This is a genomic window from uncultured Bradyrhizobium sp. (genome assembly GCF_936943645.1).
Lineage (GTDB): Bacteria > Pseudomonadota > Alphaproteobacteria > Rhizobiales > Xanthobacteraceae > Bradyrhizobium.
In genome coordinates this window covers 31808-51884 of sequence record NZ_CAKZJO010000038.1, presented here as the reverse complement: position 1 = coordinate 51884, position 20077 = coordinate 31808, and the positions used below count along the sequence as shown (strand labels likewise).

At 59.5% G+C, this 20077-nt stretch carries 16 protein-coding genes; 4 read left to right on the top strand and 12 right to left on the bottom strand.

The window, feature by feature from the left end; translation table 11 throughout:
- Window positions 1-4: 4 nt before the first annotated feature.
- Window positions 5-271: a DUF6510 family protein gene (locus tag Q0743_RS04245; protein WP_298240338.1), complete on the top strand. Its 267-nt coding sequence runs from the start codon at window positions 5-7 to the stop codon at window positions 269-271.
- Window positions 272-520: 249 nt separating this feature from the next.
- Here Q0743_RS04245 and Q0743_RS04240 read toward each other — a convergent pair whose 3' ends face one another.
- From Q0743_RS04240 to Q0743_RS04190, 11 genes are all read right to left on the bottom strand, one after another.
- Window positions 521-1291, bottom strand: a complete 771-nt coding sequence (locus tag Q0743_RS04240) for an SDR family oxidoreductase (protein ID WP_298240337.1) — start codon at window positions 1289-1291, stop codon at window positions 521-523.
- Between the two features lie 29 nt (window positions 1292-1320).
- Window positions 1321-2295 carry a zinc-binding alcohol dehydrogenase family protein gene (locus Q0743_RS04235; RefSeq protein ID WP_298240336.1) on the bottom strand — a complete coding sequence of 325 codons (975 nt, stop codon included), beginning with the start codon at window positions 2293-2295 and terminating at the stop codon, window positions 1321-1323.
- Complete coding sequence (locus Q0743_RS04230; RefSeq protein WP_298240335.1) at window positions 2295-3203, bottom strand: alpha/beta fold hydrolase; 909 nt, start codon at window positions 3201-3203, stop codon at window positions 2295-2297. The genes Q0743_RS04235 and Q0743_RS04230 overlap by 1 nt, the downstream gene beginning before the upstream one ends.
- Window positions 3204-3343: 140 nt before the next feature.
- Window positions 3344-4312: an AraC family transcriptional regulator gene (locus Q0743_RS04225; protein ID WP_298240334.1), complete on the bottom strand. Its 969-nt coding sequence runs from the start codon at window positions 4310-4312 to the stop codon at window positions 3344-3346.
- Window positions 4313-4617: 305 nt separating this feature from the next.
- Entirely contained in the window at window positions 4618-5217 is a 600-nt protein-coding gene (locus Q0743_RS04220) for a response regulator (protein ID WP_298240381.1), read from the bottom strand.
- 17 nt (window positions 5218-5234) lie between these two features.
- Window positions 5235-6881 (bottom strand): ATP-binding protein, encoded by a 1647-nt coding sequence (locus Q0743_RS04215; protein ID WP_298240333.1) that lies wholly within the window; start codon window positions 6879-6881, stop codon window positions 5235-5237.
- A 325-nt stretch (window positions 6882-7206) separates the two neighbouring features.
- Window positions 7207-7821, bottom strand: coding sequence for a sensor histidine kinase (locus Q0743_RS04210; RefSeq protein ID WP_298240332.1), 615 nt, complete (start codon window positions 7819-7821; stop codon window positions 7207-7209).
- Between the two features lie 489 nt (window positions 7822-8310).
- Window positions 8311-9258, bottom strand: coding sequence for an L-histidine N(alpha)-methyltransferase (gene egtD, locus Q0743_RS04205; protein ID WP_298240331.1), 948 nt, complete (start codon window positions 9256-9258; stop codon window positions 8311-8313).
- Between the two features lie 81 nt (window positions 9259-9339).
- Window positions 9340-9825, bottom strand: coding sequence for a sigma-70 family RNA polymerase sigma factor (locus Q0743_RS04200; RefSeq protein WP_298240380.1), 486 nt, complete (start codon window positions 9823-9825; stop codon window positions 9340-9342).
- 152 nt (window positions 9826-9977) lie between these two features.
- On the bottom strand, window positions 9978-10343 hold the full coding sequence (locus Q0743_RS04195; protein ID WP_298240330.1) for a response regulator: 366 nt from the start codon (window positions 10341-10343) through the stop codon (window positions 9978-9980).
- Between the two features lie 390 nt (window positions 10344-10733).
- Window positions 10734-11420, bottom strand: coding sequence for a haloacid dehalogenase type II (locus Q0743_RS04190; RefSeq protein ID WP_298240329.1), 687 nt, complete (start codon window positions 11418-11420; stop codon window positions 10734-10736).
- 336 nt (window positions 11421-11756) lie between these two features.
- Here Q0743_RS04190 and Q0743_RS04185 point away from each other — a divergent pair, with 336 nt between their 5' ends.
- On the top strand, window positions 11757-16958 hold the full coding sequence (locus tag Q0743_RS04185; RefSeq protein WP_298240328.1) for an AAA family ATPase: 5202 nt from the start codon (window positions 11757-11759) through the stop codon (window positions 16956-16958).
- 113 nt (window positions 16959-17071) lie between these two features.
- Here Q0743_RS04185 and Q0743_RS04180 read toward each other — a convergent pair whose 3' ends face one another.
- Window positions 17072-17986: an AraC family transcriptional regulator gene (locus tag Q0743_RS04180; RefSeq protein WP_298240327.1), complete on the bottom strand. Its 915-nt coding sequence runs from the start codon at window positions 17984-17986 to the stop codon at window positions 17072-17074.
- A gap of 290 nt (window positions 17987-18276) precedes the next feature.
- Here Q0743_RS04180 and Q0743_RS04175 point away from each other — a divergent pair, with 290 nt between their 5' ends.
- Both Q0743_RS04175 and Q0743_RS04170 read left to right on the top strand, forming a co-directional pair.
- Window positions 18277-19032: a HAMP domain-containing sensor histidine kinase gene (locus tag Q0743_RS04175; protein WP_298240326.1), complete on the top strand. Its 756-nt coding sequence runs from the start codon at window positions 18277-18279 to the stop codon at window positions 19030-19032.
- A gap of 172 nt (window positions 19033-19204) precedes the next feature.
- Complete coding sequence (locus Q0743_RS04170) at window positions 19205-20077, top strand: DUF427 domain-containing protein (protein ID WP_298240325.1); 873 nt, start codon at window positions 19205-19207, stop codon at window positions 20075-20077.

The following is a 20077-nucleotide window of genomic DNA, read 5'->3' as shown; positions in this document are numbered from 1 at the left end:
TTCCATGTTCAACACTATCTCTGACCTCATCATCGGCGGCGACCCAGCTACACACCTACTTCAGGCACCCTTCGCATTTGACATCACCCTGACGAAAGTTCAGTGCGACGCATGCTGCACGATGGTCGGCCTTGGCTCTCTTGTCGCAAGCGGAGGGCGCTCGGAGGCGATCGTAAGGTGTTCCAATTGTGGAAACGAGCTGATCAGGGCGGTGCGTACCCGAGAAGGACACCTGCTTGAACTGAGCGGGGTGCGGCACCTGCGCTTCTGAACGCTAGCCCTGGTTCGCATACTCTTGGCGCGACTGCGAAGCGGCCCGCCACCGCGGTGATCGCAGCGGCAAAGTCCCCCGGAAAGCGCCGGGCCTCCTCAGCGATCGACCGCTACGGAGAACAACTTCGAAATGCTCGGGGTAACCCATGCCATGCTCTGCCGCGAAAGCCGGTACACGCGATCGGCGGCCGAATGGCATCAGGCCTTCCAAGCGCGTGCTTTCCGCCCTCGAGGGCATGCACCGAACTCAAATCGATTTCACCTCACCGCCATCCATTCGCAAGGCCGCCCCGGTCATCCAACGCGCGCCTGGCGATACCAGGAACGCCATCAGTTCAGCGATCTCTTCCGGCTCACCGTAGCGCGCGATACCGGCATCCCTGGGGAATTTCGTGGTCGCTTCCTCGACCGTCATGTTATGCGAAGCAGCCCAATGCTCAAGATAGGAGCGGCGGCGCCCCGTCATGACCGGGCCGGGCAGAACGCTATTGACTTGCACTCCATCGCCAATCCCCTTGTCGGAGAACGCCTTTGCCAGGGCGATGATCGCGGCATTGATGGTACCTACCGCGGCATAGGGCGCTTTGGGGAATAGGGCGGAGTTTCCGGACATCAACACCACGGCGCCCTTGGTTGCCATGAGCGATGGCCAAGCGGCGATGGTGAGCCGCCGGGCGCCGTGTAGTTTCAACGCCAGTCCGGCTTCCCACTGTTCGTCCGTCGTCTCGAACAAGTCGACCTGCGGCACCGCGCCTGCAATGTTGAGGAGAGCATCGATGCGGCCAAAGAGAGCCAGAGTCTGGTCGACGACAGCTTTCGCAGCGCGAGGTTCCGACAGATCGGCCTCGATCACCAGAGTTTCTGCACCGGCAGCCCTAGCCATCGCCGCAGTGTCCTCCAGATTGGAGCGATTTCGTGCAACGACAACAAGCGCCGCGAAATCGCGCGCCAGGCGCACCGCCGTTGCGCGGCCGATGCCCTGGCTTGCGCCTGTAACGATAGCAACTGTCCTTGACATAGCAGGTCCCCACGATTCGCCTTTGTTCGTCAATCGATCACGACGACCATCTTTCCGATCGCCTCGTTCGCTTCCATGACGCGATGCGCCTCGTGGATCTCGTCGAACCGAAATATCCGGGTTGGCTTGACATCGAGCCGCCCAGCCGCGGCGTCCGCGGCAATTTCTCCCAGAGGTACGTCGGAGAGAGGAAACCCGGGTGTCCCGAATACGAAGCTGCCGAAGAAGGTCAGATAGACCCCGCTTGCCATCTGCAATAAGGGGTTGAAATCGACAATCGGATCAAGTCCACCCAGCCAGCCCGCAAGACATGATCGGCCTCCGCGACGGAGCAGGCCGAGCGAATCGAGGGCGGCACTGTTGCCGACGAGATCCAGAACAGCATCTACCCGCTTCGCTTCGGGAAGATGCTGTGAGAGATCGCCCCGTTCGATTTCGCAACGGGTCGCGCCAAGTTTCTCCAGCATGGCAAAGCGCTCCCGGTTGCGGGTCGTCGCAATGACTCGCGCGCCGGCATTGATCGCGAGCTTGAGTGCGGCTTGACCGAACGAGGATGTCGCGCCGCGGATGACGAGAAGCTCACCGCGGCGAAGCGCCAGGTTGCGGAAGAGACATGTCCATGCCGTCGCAAAGGTCTCTGGTATGGCTGCGAGCTCTGCCCAGGGCAACTTCGAATCAAACAGGGCGACGTTCGAGACCGGAGCCCGCGTATACTCGGCATAACTTCCATTAATCGTCCGACCGAGACCGCCCATCAGTGCGGCCACCTTCGCTCCGACAGGGAATTCGCCGCCCGGACACGACTTCACGAGGCCCACGCATTCAATTCCGCTGATCGGCGCCGCTTCAGCCCATTCGCCTCGGCGCATGTGCATCTCCGCGTGATTAATGCCGAATCCCTTCACTTGGATGACGGCATGACCGTGCGAAGGCTCTGGCTCCGGAACATCCCGATAGGCCAGGCTGTCCAAGCCGCCGAATTTTTCAAGGACGATGGCGCGCATCATGTTGTCCTGGCGCTCGCTGCTGCAAGTGCATTCATTCGAGCGTCTGACGTTTGCCGCACAAGAAACTCGCCGATCACGGCCGCGATCTCCGTTGCATGTGTTTCGAGGGCAAAATGGCCCGTGTCGAACAAGCGCACCTCCGCGTTTGCGATGTCGCGCTGAAACGCGTTTGCGCCCGCTGGTAGGAAGAACGGATCGTTCTTGCCCCAGACAGCGAGAAAGGGAGGCTGATGTTTGCGGAAGTAGGCCTGGAATTCCGGATACATCGCGACGTTGGTTTTGTAATCCGCGAACAGATCGAGCTGTATTTCGTCGGCACCGGGACGCGCGAGATAGTGATTGTCCAAGGTGTATCCATCGGGGGAGACCAGCGAGGCATTCGGCACCCCGTGGGTGTATTGCCAGGTCGTCGTTTCCGGCGAAAGCAATACGCGCAGCGCCGCCCGGTTCTCCTTCGATGGGTCCATCCAGTAAGTCCGGATTGGATCCCATCCGTCGCTCAGCCCCTCTTCGTAAGCGTTTCCGTTCTGCGAGATAATGGAAACGATGCGTTCGGGGTGGCGGACGGCCATTCGAAAGCCCGTCGGCGCGCCATAGTCAAAGACGAACAGCGAGAAGCGAGCGAGGCCTACGACTTCAGTGAACCGCTCGATCACCTGCGCCAACGCCGCGAATGTGTATGTGAAGCTTGCGCGGCCGGGCATGTCGGACTGGCCAAATCCGGGCAGGTCCGGCGCCACAACCCGGAAGCGACTTGACAGGGCCGGGATCAGGTCACGGAACATATGGCCAGCTGTCGGAAAGCCGTGCAGCAGCAGCAGCACCGGCGCGTCGGTCGGTCCAGCCTCGCGATAGAATATCTTCAGTCCATCCACGTCAGCTTTGCGATATCGAATGCCTGTCATCCGCAGTCCCTTTCTGTTCGCCCTTCAACGCCCGGGCGGCTGCCAGAACGCCTAAATGATCATCCGCAAGCGGCACTCCGGGCGTGCCGATTATTTCGCGGCTCGCAATGCCCTGGTTACAAGCCTCCCGGCGATTCGCTTCATTTGAGCTCCCTGCGATAATTGGTAGGCGTCCAACCCGTCGCTTTTCGAAAGGCCGAGCTGAAGGAGCTCGTCTGCGCATAGCCGAGACTGAGCGCGATGTCGGTGATCGAGGCCGCCCGATCAGCCAACCGCAATTTCGCGAACTCCATGCGTCGAAGAACCTGGTATTGATAGGCGGGCATCCCGAAAGACCTTTTGAACGCTCGGCAAAAGTGGTGAACGCTCAGCCTGGCGAGCTCGGCGAGCTTGAGCAGGCAGACCTGCTCTCCCAAATGCTCTTCCACGTACTCGACGACGACGCGCTTCTGCCAACCTGCCAAACCTCCACGACTGACGGGTGTCGGCTCGCGAACCAAGTCGCCATCGGGCATTGAGAGCTCGTGGGCGAGCACGCCGCAGAGGGCTTCCAGATAGGGCGCGCACTCCGTTCCGCAGCTTTCTATAGCCTTCTTCAACTTGAAGGCCGTTTGCCAAACGAGCGCATCCTCGAAGTACACCCTCGGCAAAAACTGAGCGTTGGTGGCTTCCGATAGGCGAAGCGCAGCGGGATCGAAGTAGAGAAATGTCACCTCTGTAAAGGAGGCTGTCTCATGCCATTCCCGGTAAGCGCGTCCCGCCGGGACGAATGTCAGAAGGTGGTCGGAACCGCGCAGCTTCGAGCGACATACACCGTCGACGGACGCCTCCCCTCTTTTCCCGGCGCCTTCGTTGTAGAGTGCGAGAAGATGCCTCGACCCCTGAAAGCGAAACTCGGCTCTGCTGCCGCAAGGCAAGTGAACACTCTCCGAAACCCACCAACGCCGCCCCATCTCGAGGCGCGTCACCGGATCGGCAGGGGTTATGCCAACTCTTGAATCGAGGGCGACTGTGGAAGACTTGACCGCCTGCGCTTCGCCTACCAATCGCGCCGGTGAAGCTGAGGCTGCGCCTCGTTGCTTGCTCTCACTCGAATTTGCTAGGTTCATTCCCATCATCGTCGCCCTACCTTGTGCTCCGGATGGCAGTGTTCGCTCATCAACGAACTTCCGTGCCGAGGGGATGCTTGGTTGTCTGTTCGCAGGTGTTGAAGCCGCAAGCTGCAAGGGCGGCATCGCTTCTCCGGCCAGGTGCGCTGCCAATCAATGGAAGCACCTCACAGGGAGAGCATGCTGTTCAAACGCCCTGTCAGCAATCTCACGGTTGTACGGGCTCAGCCCATACCTAGGTATGGGTGCCGGGGCGTGAGTCGCGCCGGCGATTTCAGCATCGGCTGCTTGTCTAGCGCAACGATCTATCGCTGGAGTTGAAGCGCCTCAGCCATTCGAACGAGCATCGCCGCCGTTCTTGCTCCCAGCTTCCGCATGACGCTTCCGCGGTGCATTTTGACCGTAGCTTCACTGATGGAGAGTTCGTTGGCGACCTGTTTGTTCATCAACCCGGATGTCACAAGCGTCATCACCTGCCGCTCGCGAGCGGTCAGCAGCGAGAACTTTTCCTGCAATTGCGCAATATGTGCACTGTCGTCGCGTCGATCGATATCCTTTCGAATCGCGGCGGTGACGGCATCCAGAAGATCCTGGTCTCGTATCGGCTTGGTGAGGAAATCGACCGCGCCCAGTTTCATGCCTCTGACCGACATGGGGATGTCGCCGAAAGCGGTCATCAGGATCACCGGGATTCCGACATTGATCTTCGTTAGGTATTCCTGCAACTCAAGACCACTTGTTCCAGGCAGTCTGACGTCAAGCACCAGACACGCCGGCGCATCCGATAGCTCGACCTTCAAGAAGTCCGCTGCAGACGCGTATAGCGCGACCTTGTAGTTCAATGATTCGAGGAGATCCCCGAGGGACTCGCGGACAGCGCGGTCATCGTCAACAATATGGACGATCCCGGATTGAGACGCGTCTACTGGATTCTCGACCCCCGAACTGCTTGGCGGCGCGGGAGACTGAACGTGAACCTCGCTCCGCACCTCCCGTTTTCTTCCACCCATAGCTTTCCTCCGTGAAGCCTGACTATCTTCCGGCAGATCGATAGTCCCAGACCGAGCCCGGCTCCCTTCGTCGTGTAGAGAGTCTCAAAGACTCGATCTCTATCGGCCGGATCGACACCCGTACCCGTATCCGCGATCGCAACCGAGATCATATCATCAGCGATCCACGATGAGATGGTCAAAATGCGGTTCCCCTCTCCTACTTCGGTCATCGCCTCTATGGCGTTGCGCACAAGGTTAAGAGCAACCTGCTGGATCTGCACTCGATCCGCCTCGAGACGAGGCGCCGTCCGGTCGAAATCCGTACGTACGACGACACCAGCTCGCTCGACCTCTCGCTTTGAAAGCAGAAGGACTTCTGCAACCGCGTCGTTGATATCGAATTCTGCAAAACGAACCTGGGCGCCTCGTACCAGGGACCTGACCCCTGTCACCACATCTGCGGTTCGGCGCGCCTGCCTGATAATGCGTGCAATCGATTTTCGCGCTTCCGCAGCCTCGGCGGGATCCCTGTCGAGCCACCGCGCGCAAGCCTCTGCGCTTGTGAGTATGCCCGTCAGAGGTTGATCGATCTCGTGAATGATGGAGCCAGCGAGTTCACCAAGCGAGGTCAGACCCGACGCATGCGCAAGCTCATTCCGCGCGTCTGCAAGCGCCTGCTCCGCCGCCTTCCGCTGTGAGATGTCAGTGATGATGCCCTCGAGCTCCAAATCTCCCGTTGGCCCCTCGTCGAATTGCCCAACAGCGACGACATGCAAGGATTTTCCGTCCCTATGAATGACGCGATATTCGTGAGCAAATGGCGATTTGGTGCTGATGGCCTCGCCAAGCGCCCGCTCCAACGCAGGATAGTCTTCCGGATGGATTCGACTTATGAACATTTCGAACGGCACGGGATTTACATCCAGATCAAGATCCAGGATGCGGTAGCACTCGCGCGAACCTCGGGAGAGGAGAGTCCTCGTATTCCAGCGATAGCTACCCATGCCACCGATCTGCTGACCTCTGACCATCCACATGTTGGTCTCACGTAGTGCCTCGAACAGCCGAACCGATTCGAACGAAATGGCGGCTTGACTGGCCAGCATCGAGATCACCCGCACGCACTGGGGCGTAAAGATCCCTACATCGTCGTCGGACTCGAGATAGATTACGCCGATTGCCCAATTCTGATGAACCAGCGGCACGCATAATTGAGCTATCTTGCCGGACGATGGCTTCGTCGCGTCAATGAGCGCCGAGCTCGCAGCTCCGGCAACCCTCACCACCGTCCCTTTTCTCCCGAGGACCTCTTCGGCGAGATCTTCAGGTAGACTGAATTGCGCGCTTTGAGGGAAGGAGGCAAGAAAGTTTGCCCTCTCGCGAGGGAAGCTCGCATCCGCCTTGGCGAGCATATCCCGTTGTCCGCTGAGCAGGATCGCGCCGCGGGTTGCACCGGAGTAGCTTAGCGCCTCGGCGAGGAGGGCTTTGGCCAATCCCTGATAACTGATTTCCCTCGAGATGACCTGGAATGCCTTCGCGACCAGCTCAAGTTCGCTCGTCTCGCTTTCCCGGCTCATGCGAGTTGCCCCTGGTGACCGCTGGAGCCGTTCGGCGAGACGCGACGCATTCCGGTCGAGGTCGAGCGCTCCAGAGAAGGGGCCCTCATCGATAGCGGCGACATGCCGCTCTTCGCTACGACTGCGCCATTGAGGTTGCAGGAGGAGCCTGCCCTGCAGTCCTGAGCGCGCAGGACAGGTGCATTGCATCTCGCGCAGCCTTTCTCTGCACGCGCGTCGAAAATGCCCATGAACATCCACGAAACCGCAGGCGACCCCACCGGATTCATTTCGAACCTCGTTACACAGACTTTGGTTGGTGAAGGGAAGGAACAACGAGCATCGGTCAACCAACCTCGTGCCGGCCGGCCGCTGCGTGGTCCAGATCGACCAGCAACCGACAGACGAGACCATCGGGCGCGAAGTCAAGATCGACCTCGGCGTTCGGCAAGGCCCTCTCGATCAGCTTCGTCCCAAAGCCTACGCGGCCCGGCTTTCTAACACTTGGTCCGCCGCGCTCACGCCACTCTATCGCAAGGGCCTGCCCCGTGAGGTGGGGCGGCCGATCCCAGCTGATTTCCACCGCGCCTACAGCTGACGACAACGCACCGTGCTTGCTGGCATTGGTAGCCAATTCATGAAAGATGACGTGCAGGGACAAGGCAACGTGCGGCTCCAATCTCACGTCAGGCCCGGAGAGAAGGATGCAGTGGCGGTGCGACATCGCGTGCGGCCGGAGCGTGCGCTCTAGAAGCCATGCCAGCAACACCCGACGCTCTTGCGCGCCCTCAATCATCCGATAGGCGTCCGACAGGGCTGCGATTCGAGCCGAAAGTGCTAGACGAAGTTCGGAAGCAGTATCCGCGTCAGTCGTATCGACGAAGCACAGAACGACGCTGAGGAGATTGCGCATTCGGTGCTGCAACTCCCTGACAACGAGCCCGAGCGTGTCGCTGCTCATTTGAACCGCCCGCCCACAACCCGCGTATCCAGTTTCGGCCTTGGCTGAGTATGTGTCAGTGCGCCTCATGTTCGGACCTACCATCTGCCTTGACGTTGGGAATTCAGCACCCGCGACATATCTTCAACTTCTTGTCGAGCTCCGCATCGAGGTCCTGCTGCTTCTGATTGAAATCGGTTATGCGTCTCTGCAACGCGTCAACAGCCTTTGAATTGGGCATGAAGGCACTCCCGCGCGGCTGCACATGCACGCTCTCGGCCATACCTGGTTCAACGGACGATGGGGGCGTGGAGACTGGGTCCGCGAGGGCGGAGAGAGGTATCGCAGCGAAGCTGATAAGAAGGGATGAGCGGAAATGCATGGCCTCACCTCGGTACGGTTGGTTCGCGTGAATGCTCTCTCATTATGCAGCACACGGACCGATCCTGCTGTTCGTGGATTGCCGTAATTGAGGTTACATTGTTTGAATCACTCCCGTTGACGGACGGCCTATGGTGCCGCTTGCGGCGGCTCTTGCTCCGCGAGAACGACAGAGAAGAGTCCTGCATCGTCCGTCCAGTCCGCCACCGGCTTCCATCCCCCAGCTCGCAAGAGGATGAAGGCCTCGCCTCGCCCGTATTTGACGCTGTTCTCGGTGTGGATGGTCTCACCTTCCGCCAAGAAGAAGGCGCGACCGCCGACATCGAACCGGACGTCTCGGATCGCCTCCAGATGCATTTCGATACGAAATTCTGTATCGTTCCATCGTGCCACATGACGAAATGCGCCCAGGGGAATCGACCCACCCAGCTCGCGGTTGATCCGATGCAGGAGGTTAAGATTGAACGCCGCGGTGAGTCCCTGCGGGTCGTCATACGCCGGCAGCAGAACCTCTCGACCCTTGATACGATCGATGCCTATGAGCAGCATGGATCCGGCGCCTAACGTCCCGGCCAAAGCCCGCAGCAGATCGACCGCTGCATGCACTGTCAGATTACCGATCGTCGAACCGGGAAAGAAGCCAAGGCGGGGACTCCTGGCAATCTGCTTCGGCAGCGCGAAAGGGCGCGTGAAGTCCGCCTCGGTTGGGTAGATCGGAACTGTTGGAAACGCAAGCGACAGGCCTGCTGTCGTGTCCCGAAGAAACTCTCCGGAGATATCGATCGGAACATAAGCCGATGGCTCGATGTCTGCCAGCAACAGCCTCGTTTTGGCCGATGAGCCTGAACCGAACTCAACAAGGGCGCGGCCCGGCCCTGCGATGGCAGATATCGCCGGGAGCGCGGAAGCAAGAATCGATCGCTCGGTCCGGGTTGGATAGTATTCGGGCAACAGGGTGATCGCTTCAAACAGAGCCGACCCGCGGTGGTCATAAAGCCACCTCGCTGGAATTGCCTTTGGGTTTCGAGTCAGCCCTTCAAAGACATCGTTGCGGAATGCGATCGTCGCGTCAGCCATCTCGCATGGCAATTCATTCTGGAGTGGGAACAACCTCAATTTCTTCACACCTTTGTCTTGGTCCGAAAGCCCCGAAATATCTCAAGAGACCATTGCCGCCAGTTTCTTCATCCCGCGATGGATATTGATCTTGACGAGCTCGACTGACTGGCCGGTCGCACCGGACGCTCGGGCGATGCTGAAGCCATTCAGCTTGACGAGGCGGATCACGTTCTCTTGCGCGGGCTTCAGTCGGCCGAGCAACTGATCGATCGCGACGACGCTGATTGCTGCGCTCTCGTGGCCTTCAGTTGCAGTCTCTTCCTCTGGCGCGAGGGCCTTGTAGCGCGACGCATCGCGGACCAGATCGACCCACTTGTAGCGGGCAATGGCCGCAACCCATGCGCCGAACGGCTTCGACGGCTCGAACGTGTGGCGCTTGGCGTGAATGGCCATAAGCACCTCCTGCCTTGCGTCTTCTGCAGCGCAGAATGGGAGCCGCCGAGCGTAGTAGGCACGCAACCACTGATTCAACTCGCGTAGCAATTGTTCATATGCCGCTTCATCTCCCGAGCGTCCCGCGAGCATCAGCTCGGACCATCGGCGCGAGCGATCTCTCCATCTATCTCCGGATGCAGCGTTGGACCGATCCAGTCTTGCGCGGGCGACGTTGCTTGGGGGCCGCCTGCCAAGCGACTGCGCGGACATGCCTGCTACAGCATCGTAATGCGAGAACGCGTTCATCGTCGAAAGCTCTTGTCGAGACACTCGAGCAGGACGCTCGTTTCAAACGGCTTTCTGATAAGGCAAAATGCGCCGATCGATCTTGCTTCCTCGTCCAGCTGCTTGTCCGGGAGACCGGTGATGAGGATCACCGGCGATCCTATCTTCCGTCGCTGGAGCTCCCGAACCAGGTTGAGCCCACCCATACCCGGCATATGAACGTCCGCTATGATGCAATCAAAGCTCGAAACAGCCGTGTAGCTCAGCAGGGCTTCAGCTCTGTCAAACGGTTCAGAGCGGAATCCGACAGATCGCATCAAATCCACCAAGGACAGGCACAGAGCCTCGTCGTCATCGACGACTCCGACAAAAGGGACCTTCACCTGACTTACCCTCGCAAGACGCGATCATCATCGAGATGCGATCGTGACGTGGTCGATCGGCGCACAAGCCGCCTCCCCGTCGACCAGGCTATCGATATCGCGGCGTTCGACAATGATTCGCGAGAGGCGCATGTTCGATGCCCCGTATAAGAGCTTTCCAGCAGCTCCGCGGAGGCTTGTTGCGCAGCTGAGCCTGGAGCATGCGGTCAGTTGATTTCCTCCACAATCTCACGATTGGGATGCACAGACCCATACTTTGGTATGGGTTTTGCCGGCGCGGGGAACCAGGCGGGCATCGCATCAAGGCCCGCACGAGCGAGTTGTGCGCCGATGCTTTCAATGCAACAGCGCGTTCATTGCCCTGTCCTCGTGAACCGGCGCCTGACAAGGTCAGCGTCGCGCCGCGTAACGAGCGATGAGTTGCTGGGCGACATCGGTGAGATCACTGCCAATGATTTGCGGCTGAGGACCAACTCCGATGAGTTCGTTATCGGCCCGTCTGACAAAAGCGGCGCTCCAGCCTGCCGCTACTGCGCCTAGCGTGTCCCAAGCGTGGCAGGCGACCATGCAGAGCTGCGACGGCTGAACCGCCAGTTCACGCGCGACATGGTCGTAGGTTTGCGGCCATGGCTTGAAACGATTCACGCTGTCCACACTGAACAACCCTTCAAAGAACCCCGCGATTCCCGCGCGTTCGAGCTGGTGAGCTTGAACCTCGGCCAGGTTGTTCGTCAGTGTGAAGAGCCGAAAGCCGGCATTGCGCAGGCTCTCCAGTGCTCCCGGCACCTCCGGATAGGGCGGCATCGTAGAGAACTTCTGCCGAAGTTCATCGCTATCCGCCCGCTCGAGCCTGACGCCTTGAGTATCCGCAAGCATTTTGAATACGGCGGCGCCGATATCCGTAAACGGCACATACGAGCGCGCTGCCGTCAGGGCGAGCGAATACAGCACGAGGTTCGCGAACCAATGCCGCACATCGACTTTATCTTGGAATACTCGCTTGAAGACCGGCTCCACCGTCCGGATATCCAGTAGCGTTTCGTTGACATCGAAGACGATCAAAGGAAGGTCAGACATGGTGCAAGCTCCATCTTCGCTTCAACCGGTTCACCTGATCTGCGCAGATTCTGGCTGGATCAGTACACGGTGCCTGGCGTCATTCGCGGCAGGGCACGGCTTGGTTACAGCGCGACATGAAAGACCGTCTGACGCGGCGAAGGCTCGTTCACGCGGCAGTTACCGGTGCCCCAGATAGATTGCAATGTGCCGGCAACACGCATAGCAAGGTCGTCGAGTACACGAGGTCCAGGATTGCGCTTCCGGCGCCCCGCAGCCATCCCAGTGAACTGGTCGGCTGGCGGCTCGGGAACCTGACGAGCCAGTTGGGTCCATACGATTGTGGGAAGCCGGCAGATGAACGGCACTTTGGAAAACGGGGTAACGTTCCCGGAAGTGGCCAACTCCAGAGTTCGCCAGATGCATGAATGCTCAACTCCTAACGGAGGTGCCAGTCTCGAGATCTTGTGCGATGACGGAGCGCGTGTCCTTTGTCGCCAGTGGTCCCGAGACGATGAAGGCAAAGTCAGCAGTATCCTCGTCGTAAGAGCCACTCTGGAGTATCCTCCGGCCGAGGTCCTTGAACGCTTCGCCCACGAACTCGCTTTGCGCAGTGAGCTCGACCGTAGCTGGGCCGTGCGGCCCCTGGAATTGATCCGCAGCGGCGGCCGAACTCTATTGACGTTAGAAGATCCTGGCGGCGAAGCTCTGGAGCAATTGCTCATCGCGCCGATGAAGCTGGATCACTTTCTACGGTTGGCTGTCGCCATCACGACGAGCGTCGAATATCTCCATCGACGCAACCTGGTTCACAAGGACCTGAAGCCGGAAAACATTCTGGTGATTGGGGAGAATGAGGTCCGAATTACCGGATTCGGCCTCGCATCTCGCGTGCTGCGAGAGCGACAGCAGTTTGAAGCAGCAGAGACCATCGCAGGAACGTTGGCCTATATGGCCCCCGAACAGACCGGTCGCATGAACCGGTCCATCGATTCCCGCAGCGACCTGTACGCACTTGGCGTGACATTCTACCGGATGCTCACGGGTTTACTGCCGTTTAACGCCGCCACTCCATTGGAATGGGCGCATTGCCATGTCGCAAGACTGGCAATTCCGCCCCACGAGCTGACGAATCGCGTACCGGCAGCCGTATCGGCGATCATCATGAAGCTTCTCGCCAAGACGGCCGAGGACCGCTACCAGACCGCCGCCGGCCTCCGGAACGACCTCAATCACTGCCTTGCGGAGTGGGCCACGCACGGACGGATCGAGCAGTTCCCTCTCGCGCAATCGGATCGGTCGGACCATCTTCTGATTCCGGAAAGCCTTTATGGCAGGGAGCACGAGATCGAGGCCTTGCTCGCCTCGTTCGATCGCGTTGCCCAAAGTTGCGTGCCAGAATTGGTCCTGGTGTCGGGCTCCTCCGGAGTGGGCAAGTCCGCGCTTGTCGACGAGATGCAGAAAGCGATAGCGCAGTCTCGAGGGCTGTTCGGGTCCGGCAAGTTCGATCAGCACAAGCGCGACGTGCCCTACGCATCGCTCGCACAGGCATTCAGCGGGCTTATCAGGAACCTTCTTGCCAAGGAAGAAGCCGACCTTGCACCCTGGCGCAACGCATTGCGCGAAGCGCTTGGCCCGCTTGCTCAACTCATGGGCGATCTCGTGCCGGAGCTGCGCCTTCTCATTGGAGATCAACCATCTGTCCCCGATGCATCACCGCGAGATGCGCAACGGCGTTTTCAACTTCTCTTTGCCCGCTTTATCGGTGTGTTCTGCAAACCGGCCCATCCGCTCGTTCTCTTCCTGGATGACCTGCAGTGGTCGGACATGGCCACGCTCGACCTGATCGAATATCTGCTGGCCCGGTCCGATCTGCAAAATCTACTCTTGATCGCCGCGTATCGTGACGGCGACGTCGAGATGGGACATCGGCTGGCCGCACGACTCGCCGAGATCCGCCAATCCGCCAAGAACGTTCAGGGCATCAATTTGCTTCCCCTCACCCGGGAATCTGTCGGGCAATTCGTGGCCGATGCGCTTCGCCGCGATCTGCCATTCGCTTTGCCAATCGCGGATATTGTCTACGCGAAGACTCGCGGCAGCCCGCTCTTCTTTACCCAATTTCTACGAACACTGGCGGAAGAGAACCTGCTTCTATTTGATCACGCTGAGGGAGAGTGGCGCTGGGATCTTGCTGGCATCAAGGAGAAGAGCTACTCCGACAACGTTGCCGATCTAGTCGTCGGAAAGTTGAGCGGCTTGCGCGACGACGCTCGTGCCGCGTTGTTGGAGCTGGCGTGCCTTGGCAATGCCGCCGAGATCGAAACTCTCTGCCTTGTGCACGGCACGTCGGAGCAGGCTCTCCACTCGGACTTGAATGAGGCGACACGTCTCGAACTGGTCCGACGCCTCAACAATTCATATGCATTTGTGCACGATCGCGTCCACGAGGCGGCCTATGCGATTGAACCGCACCTAGACAAGCAAGCCGCCTTGCATCTCCGGATCGGCATGGCTCTTGCCACACAACTGACACAGGCCGAGCCGAGCGAACGGATCTATAGCGTAGCCAGCCAACTCAACCGCGGCGTCGCCGCTGCGAAGACCGGCGACGAGAGAAGCACGATCATTGCCATCAATCTCGCCGCAGGTCAGCGCGCGCGCGGTGCGACAGCTTACCATGCCGCCGTAGTTTACCTTGAGATGGCCCGCAGATTGATCGAGGAAAAACGGTCTGCGCAGCATAGCCAGATCGCCTTTTCGATCGGCCTGCTCCACGCTGAATGCAAGTTTCTCCTTGGCGATCTAACCACCGCAGAAGCAGAGTTACGGGCCTTGTCGCAGAGTTGGTCCGATGTTGTGCGGAGTGCGGAGGTCACGAGCCTTCGTGCGCAGCTGTACACCGCTGCGGGACAACTGGAGCCGGCGGTCGACGTCTGCCTGGCATTTCTCCGGAAGGTCGGAATTGACTGGCACCCTCATCCGACTCGCAGCCAAGTTGACGAAGATCGTCGACGATTGCGAGCTTTGGCCGAAACATCGTCTGACGAACAGCTTCGCACACTCGCGCCGATGGCCGATCCGGATCATCGCGCGATCATGCGTGTCTTGGCCGACCTCGTCACACCTGCGTTTCTCACCGATCGCAACCTATCTGACATCATGCTCATGGAGGCCACCCGGCTGACCCTCGAGCACGGGATCAGCCCTGAATCGTGCTATCCGCTGACCGCCATATTCGGTGTGCTCGCGAGCGATTCGACCGACGCGGAACTTGCCTTTCGCCTCTCGCAGTTCGGCGCATCTCTGGCTGAGACACGCTCGGAGACAGGACTGAGCGGCCGTGCTCTCCTGGTATTTGGTCTCCATGTGACTCCATGGATCCGTCCCGTCCGATCCGGAAGGTCATTCGTTCAACGCGCCCTCGAGATCTGCCTGACCACCGGAGATCTCGCCTTCGCGGCGTATTCGCATCGGGGGCTTCTGGCGCTGGATCTATTCAGCGGCGAAGCACTTCCAGGCGTTCTGTTGCATGCCGAGCAGGCGCTGGGATTTGCGGAAGCCTTGGGTATCCGGTTGAATTCCGAATGCCTGGCGACGCAACGGGCGCTCGCGCTCAGCCTGATGGGGCGTGATGCGGATTTCGATCCGAGCAAGCCGAGTTCAATTGAGGCCCCGGCCACAACGGAGCCGTTGAGTTCGTTCTTCGACTATGTCGTGCGGGTCCAGCTCGCGGTTCTTGCCGGACGTAGCCATGACGCTATCGCTTTGGCCCGATGCGCAGCCGAGTACGCGTGGTGCGCCAGAGCCTATTGTGAGTTCGCCGAGTACCGGTTCTATACAGGGCTTGCCCACGCCGCCGCCTATGACGAGGCGCCGGAACAGGATCGCGAGCAACACGTCATTTGCCTTCGCGAACACTACCGCAAGCTGGTTGCATGGTCCGACCGCTGCCCGGCCAATTTCGCCGCCCGTTGCACGCTGATTGCCGCGGAGTTGGCGCGGATCGAAGGCCGCGAAATCGAAGCCGAAAGGCTGTACGAGGCAGCGATACAATTGTCGCAAGAAGGTGGGTTCCTGCAGATCGAGGCTATTTCGGCCGAGCGCGCGGCTGCGTTCTACGAGATGCGTGACATTCGTACGGTCGTACTGTCGTACGTCACGAATGCACGAGACTGCTATGCGCGCTGGGGCGCGAGCGCAAAGGTCTACCAGCTCGAGGAGCGCTATCCGAGCATCCGAGAAAAGGGACATGTCGTCCACGCCGCCAGTACTATCGGCACGCATGTCGAGCAGCTGGACCTGGCGACGGTTCTCAAGGTGTCCGAAGCCGTCTCGGGCGAGATCGCGCTGGATAAGCTCACCGAAACCCTATTGCGTTCGGCGATCGAACACGCCGCCGCAGAACGCGCCGTGCTGGTTCTGCCGCAGGGCACGGAACTGAGAGTTCGGGCGCAGGCAGCGATCGGCGACGGCTCTATCGCCTTTGACTTGGCAGATTTGCCCCTCTCTGGCGAGGCATTGCCGCTATCGATCGTACTTTACACGGCTCGTACGCAGGAAAGTGTCGTGCTCGACGATGCGTCGACGAGCAGCGCGTTTGGCGGCGATCAATACATCCGGCAGAAAGGTACCCGGTCAGTCCTGTGTGTCCCACTCGTCAAGCAAGGTAAGGCGGTGGCTTTTCTGTATCTCGAGAATAATCTTGCTTCGCGGGTCTTCACTCCCGGCCGGATCGCGATCCTCAGATTTCTTGCGTCCGAGGCCGCGACGTCGCTCGACAACGCCCGGCTGTACCGGGAGTTGCAGGAGCGGGAGCACCGATACCGGGAAGCGCAGATGGAGCTGGCTCACGCCAACCGTGTTGCGGTGATGGGGCAGCTGACTGCATCGATTGCCCATGAGGTTAACCAGCCGAACACAGCCGTCATCTCCAGCGCCCAAGCTGCATTGACCTGGCTGAATCACCAGCCCCCCGCACTGCAACAAGCGCGGAGGGCGCTGACGCGCGTTGTCGAGAACAGCGTCAGGTCAAGCGAGGTCATTGGGCGAATTCGAGACATCGTGAAGAAAGCGCCTCCCAGGCGGGATGCCCTGGCGATCAATGACGTCATCGGTCAGGTCATCGAGCTCACACAAGTCGAAGCCGCGAGAAACCGGGTCTCGATTCGGACCGAGTTCGCCGACCGCCTGCCCAACGTCATCGGAGATCGCGTCGAACTGCAGCAGGTGACCCTTAATCTGATCCTGAATGGGATCGAGGCAATGAGTGAGACAACGGAGGCCAGGCGAGATCTGCTGATCCGAACCGCGAGAGCGGACGACGAAAGCGTACTGGTATCAATTGCGGATTCAGGGCCGGGATTGTCTCCCGAGAGCCTGGCCCGCCTCTTCGAACCCTTCTACACGACCAAGCCGACTGGTCTTGGCGTTGGGCTGTCGATATGCCGATCGATTATTCTTTCGCATGGCGGCCGGCTGTGGGCGGACACCAGCGAAGCCCGAGGAGCCGTCTTTCAGTTCACAGTCCCTGTCGATGACGGGCTGAGCGTGATCTAAGCTCTCGAAAAAATGTCGTCGGATGGAAACCTGCCACGACACACTTGCCGCACGCCCGCGTGCTTTCGCTTCACTCGCTCCAATCTGGAAATGGTCGGCTCCAATAGGCCGCCCTAAGCATCTGAATGCTTGGCACGCCTCCACTCGCCGGGTGTTAGCCCGACCTTTCGCAAGAATACGCGACTGAGGTGGCTCTGATCCGCAAAGCCGCACTCCAACGCGATTTCGCTGATCGATTTTTTCCCGCGTAGCAGATACCTGGCACGGTCTATCCGTTGCTCAACGAGCCACTGGTGTGGCGACGTTCCAAGCGTCCTCTTGAAGGCACGCGAAAATTGCCCGGCGGACAGTCCACACGCCTGCGCCAGCTCGGCTACCGAGCGATCCGCACCGACATCGTCGAGAAGCAACTCCTTGATCCGGGCCACCTCGTGGTCGGACAGCTTTGGGCCGGCTGCGTTGCCAGTCGGATTCAGGCCGCAATAGGCGACCAGCAGACGCGAGCGCAGCGCCGAGAACACGTGGTCGACGAACAACATGGGAATTTCGGCCGGGCTATCCAATGCGGGCAGCACGGCGCGGGCAAGCGACGTCGCGACATCATCCCTGTATTCTCGCGCCACATCGTAGTTGAAACCCGAGAAAGTCGAACCAAGCTCGCGTGCGGTCTCGTCAAAGGCAAGATCAGGGATGAAAAAGTTCAATGCCTCGAACGGCGCCATATTGTCCCCTTCCCAATGATAGCGCATGTCGAAAAGAGAAATCGCTCCTGCTCGCATCGCCGGTCGCATCGCGTGATGGCCGTCTTTCCAGACATCTTGCGCCTCGGGATGATCCGTAAGATATACGGTCACCATGTACATATTCTCGCGGAGATGCATTGAAGTCATCTCCGATCCCTGTCGACGCCTGAGCGTGTGAACGGCGTTAAGGCCGGCTTTGGCAAACTTCGCGCCAGCGACCTCTCGAACCAGGCAGATGCCGTCCTTGGGGTCGGACAAGAAGTCCGACGGCTTCTCTTCCACCATCCTCCTTCGACTTCTCACGCTCTGCTCCGCTTGCTGATGAAGATCCGTCCGCTAACTCATGACTCCCGCTTCGTTGAGAGACGTCTTGACGGTCATTGGAATGAAGCCGGTCATCGCGCCGATCAGATTCATCCAAAACGAACGTCAGGTCTTTTCAAGAACCACGACGTCGCCTGCCGTACGATATCTCCAGAAGGCGAATGGGTCACCAGCATCTCGCATGCTGCATCGCGACAACGAAGCGGTGGGTGCTGAACGGCCACTCGAAGCCACGGTTGCGGAGCATCGGGATGGATTTCTTCGAACCAAGGACGGCGGCCAATCATTCCTTTGATGGAACCGACCTCGAACACGATCGTCAAATGCGGCTGGCGCACCTCGGGGAACTCGCCGGAACAATCATTCATGAGGTCACTCAGCCTCTCGGAGCCGTCATTTCCAGCGCCGACGCCGCTTTGCGCTGGCTCGACCGCGAAACGCCCAACATCGCTTGTGCTGTGAAGTCCATCCAGCGCATCCGCGTCACAGTCGGCCGATGCGGGCGGACCATCGCGGAGTTGCAGCAATTATCGGCCAACATTTTGACCGACCTTATGGAGCAGTCTCTGAATGCCATAGTCGACGAAGCGCTTGCCTTATCTGAACCCCAGATCGCCCTCGCAGAGATCGTAACGAACATCAGCTTTGATCCTGATCGCCAGGTGACAAAGGCGAACAGGGATCTGCTCCTTCAGGTGATGTTGAATATCATTCAGAACGCGATCGACAGCCTGCTTCACGTTACGGATCGCCAAAGAACGCTGAACATTCGAACGTTTACCTCGTCGAACTCCGTCGTGCTCGAAATCGAGGACAATGGCGTTGGCCTTCCCGACGGGACAACAGACATTTTCAATCCCCTCTACACTACAAAAGAGGGCGGCCTCGGCCTCGGCCTCGCGCTATGCCGGCGCGTGGTGGTTGCTCATGGCGGGGCTATCCAGGTGAGGCCGAACGCCGACTGGGGGACGACACTCGTCGTAACTCTGCCGCGAGTGGAACCTTAGTTGCCGCCACACCTCTCGAGCCAAGTCAGCGAAATCGCCGAGCAGCACCGCCTGAAGGCCCCGTAAAAAATATCGCGTTGCCTGTAACTCCGGCCCCTTTGCGCCCGAAATAGCCGGACGAGACCGGATTGGCCTGAACAGGCGGTCCTTTGACGAAAACGAGGAGGCAGATGTGGGACTATCCTGGCAACAAGGCCCGCTATCAGCCGGCGCGGTTGGACGCTTTCTCGTCCCCGAGCCGCTGCCCAAACGGCTTTTGTACATTGAGCCGCTGCGCCGTCGCATGCGCGTGCGCTTGGGCGAAAGCTGGATCGCAGATAGCGAGCGGTGCCTCCTGCTCTTCGAACCAGGTCGCTACCCCGTAGCGTACTTTCCTGAGGCCGATGTGTCGCAACAGCTCATGCAGCGAACCGAGCATATCACTCAACACGCCGACCTCGGCCCCACGTCCTGGTACAGCGTTCAAGCAGACGAGCAGCGCATCGCGGCGCGGGGAGCATGGCAGCACACCAATCTGCCCGCCTATGCGGGCGATTTGCGGGGTCATATCGCTTTCGCCTGGCGTGCCATGGATGCGTTCTATGAGGAAGATGAACGCATCGTCGGTCATGCCGCCGATCCCTATCACCGCATCGACATCCGCCAAACCTCTCGCAATCTCGTGGTCAATCATGAGGGCCGGATCATTGCCGATACAAAGCGACCGCTGGTGCTTTACGAGTCCGGCTTTGCGCCCCGCTGGTACGTTTCACGTTCCGATATAGATGAGTCCGCCCTCACCCCAGTGAAACTCCAGACTTTCTGTCCATACAAGGGTCTCTGCAGCTATTACTCCATCGGAGACGCGCGCCAGGCGGCATGGTCCTACCCCGAGGCCTATTCCGAAGTCGGTCGGATCTCGAATTTGGTATCGTTCGAACCAGATATCGTGACGGTTCTTCTCGATGGCAACCAGATACGTCTCGAGCCGGGCCAGTCGGTCGTTCCACATGGGCCCGACCGGAATCTCGACGTTGCCGAGATAGTCCGCGAACCTGGCGCCTGA

What these genes read in the sequence shown, in the direction of transcription:
- Q0743_RS04245 (WP_298240338.1), top strand. Translation starts at nt 5, where the DNA reads ATGTTCAACACTATCTCTGACCTCATCATCGGCGGCGACCCAGCTACA.
- Q0743_RS04240 (WP_298240337.1), bottom strand. Translation starts at nt 1,291, where the DNA reads ATGTCAAGGACAGTTGCTATCGTTACAGGCGCAAGCCAGGGCATCGGC.
- Q0743_RS04235 (WP_298240336.1), bottom strand. Translation starts at nt 2,295, where the DNA reads ATGCGCGCCATCGTCCTTGAAAAATTCGGCGGCTTGGACAGCCTGGCC.
- Q0743_RS04230 (WP_298240335.1), bottom strand. Translation starts at nt 3,203, where the DNA reads ATGACAGGCATTCGATATCGCAAAGCTGACGTGGATGGACTGAAGATA.
- Q0743_RS04225 (WP_298240334.1), bottom strand. Translation starts at nt 4,312, where the DNA reads ATGAACCTAGCAAATTCGAGTGAGAGCAAGCAACGAGGCGCAGCCTCA.
- Q0743_RS04215 (WP_298240333.1), bottom strand. Translation starts at nt 6,881, where the DNA reads ATGAGCCGGGAAAGCGAGACGAGCGAACTTGAGCTGGTCGCGAAGGCA.
- Q0743_RS04210 (WP_298240332.1), bottom strand. Translation starts at nt 7,821, where the DNA reads ATGAGCAGCGACACGCTCGGGCTCGTTGTCAGGGAGTTGCAGCACCGA.
- egtD (WP_298240331.1), bottom strand. Translation starts at nt 9,258, where the DNA reads ATGGCTGACGCGACGATCGCATTCCGCAACGATGTCTTTGAAGGGCTG.
- Q0743_RS04200 (WP_298240380.1), bottom strand. Translation starts at nt 9,825, where the DNA reads ATGCTCGCGGGACGCTCGGGAGATGAAGCGGCATATGAACAATTGCTA.
- Q0743_RS04190 (WP_298240329.1), bottom strand. Translation starts at nt 11,420, where the DNA reads ATGTCTGACCTTCCTTTGATCGTCTTCGATGTCAACGAAACGCTACTG.
- Q0743_RS04185 (WP_298240328.1), top strand. Translation starts at nt 11,757, where the DNA reads ATGAACGGCACTTTGGAAAACGGGGTAACGTTCCCGGAAGTGGCCAAC.
- Q0743_RS04180 (WP_298240327.1), bottom strand. Translation starts at nt 17,986, where the DNA reads ATGGTGGAAGAGAAGCCGTCGGACTTCTTGTCCGACCCCAAGGACGGC.
- Q0743_RS04175 (WP_298240326.1), top strand. Translation starts at nt 18,277, where the DNA reads ATGGATTTCTTCGAACCAAGGACGGCGGCCAATCATTCCTTTGATGGA.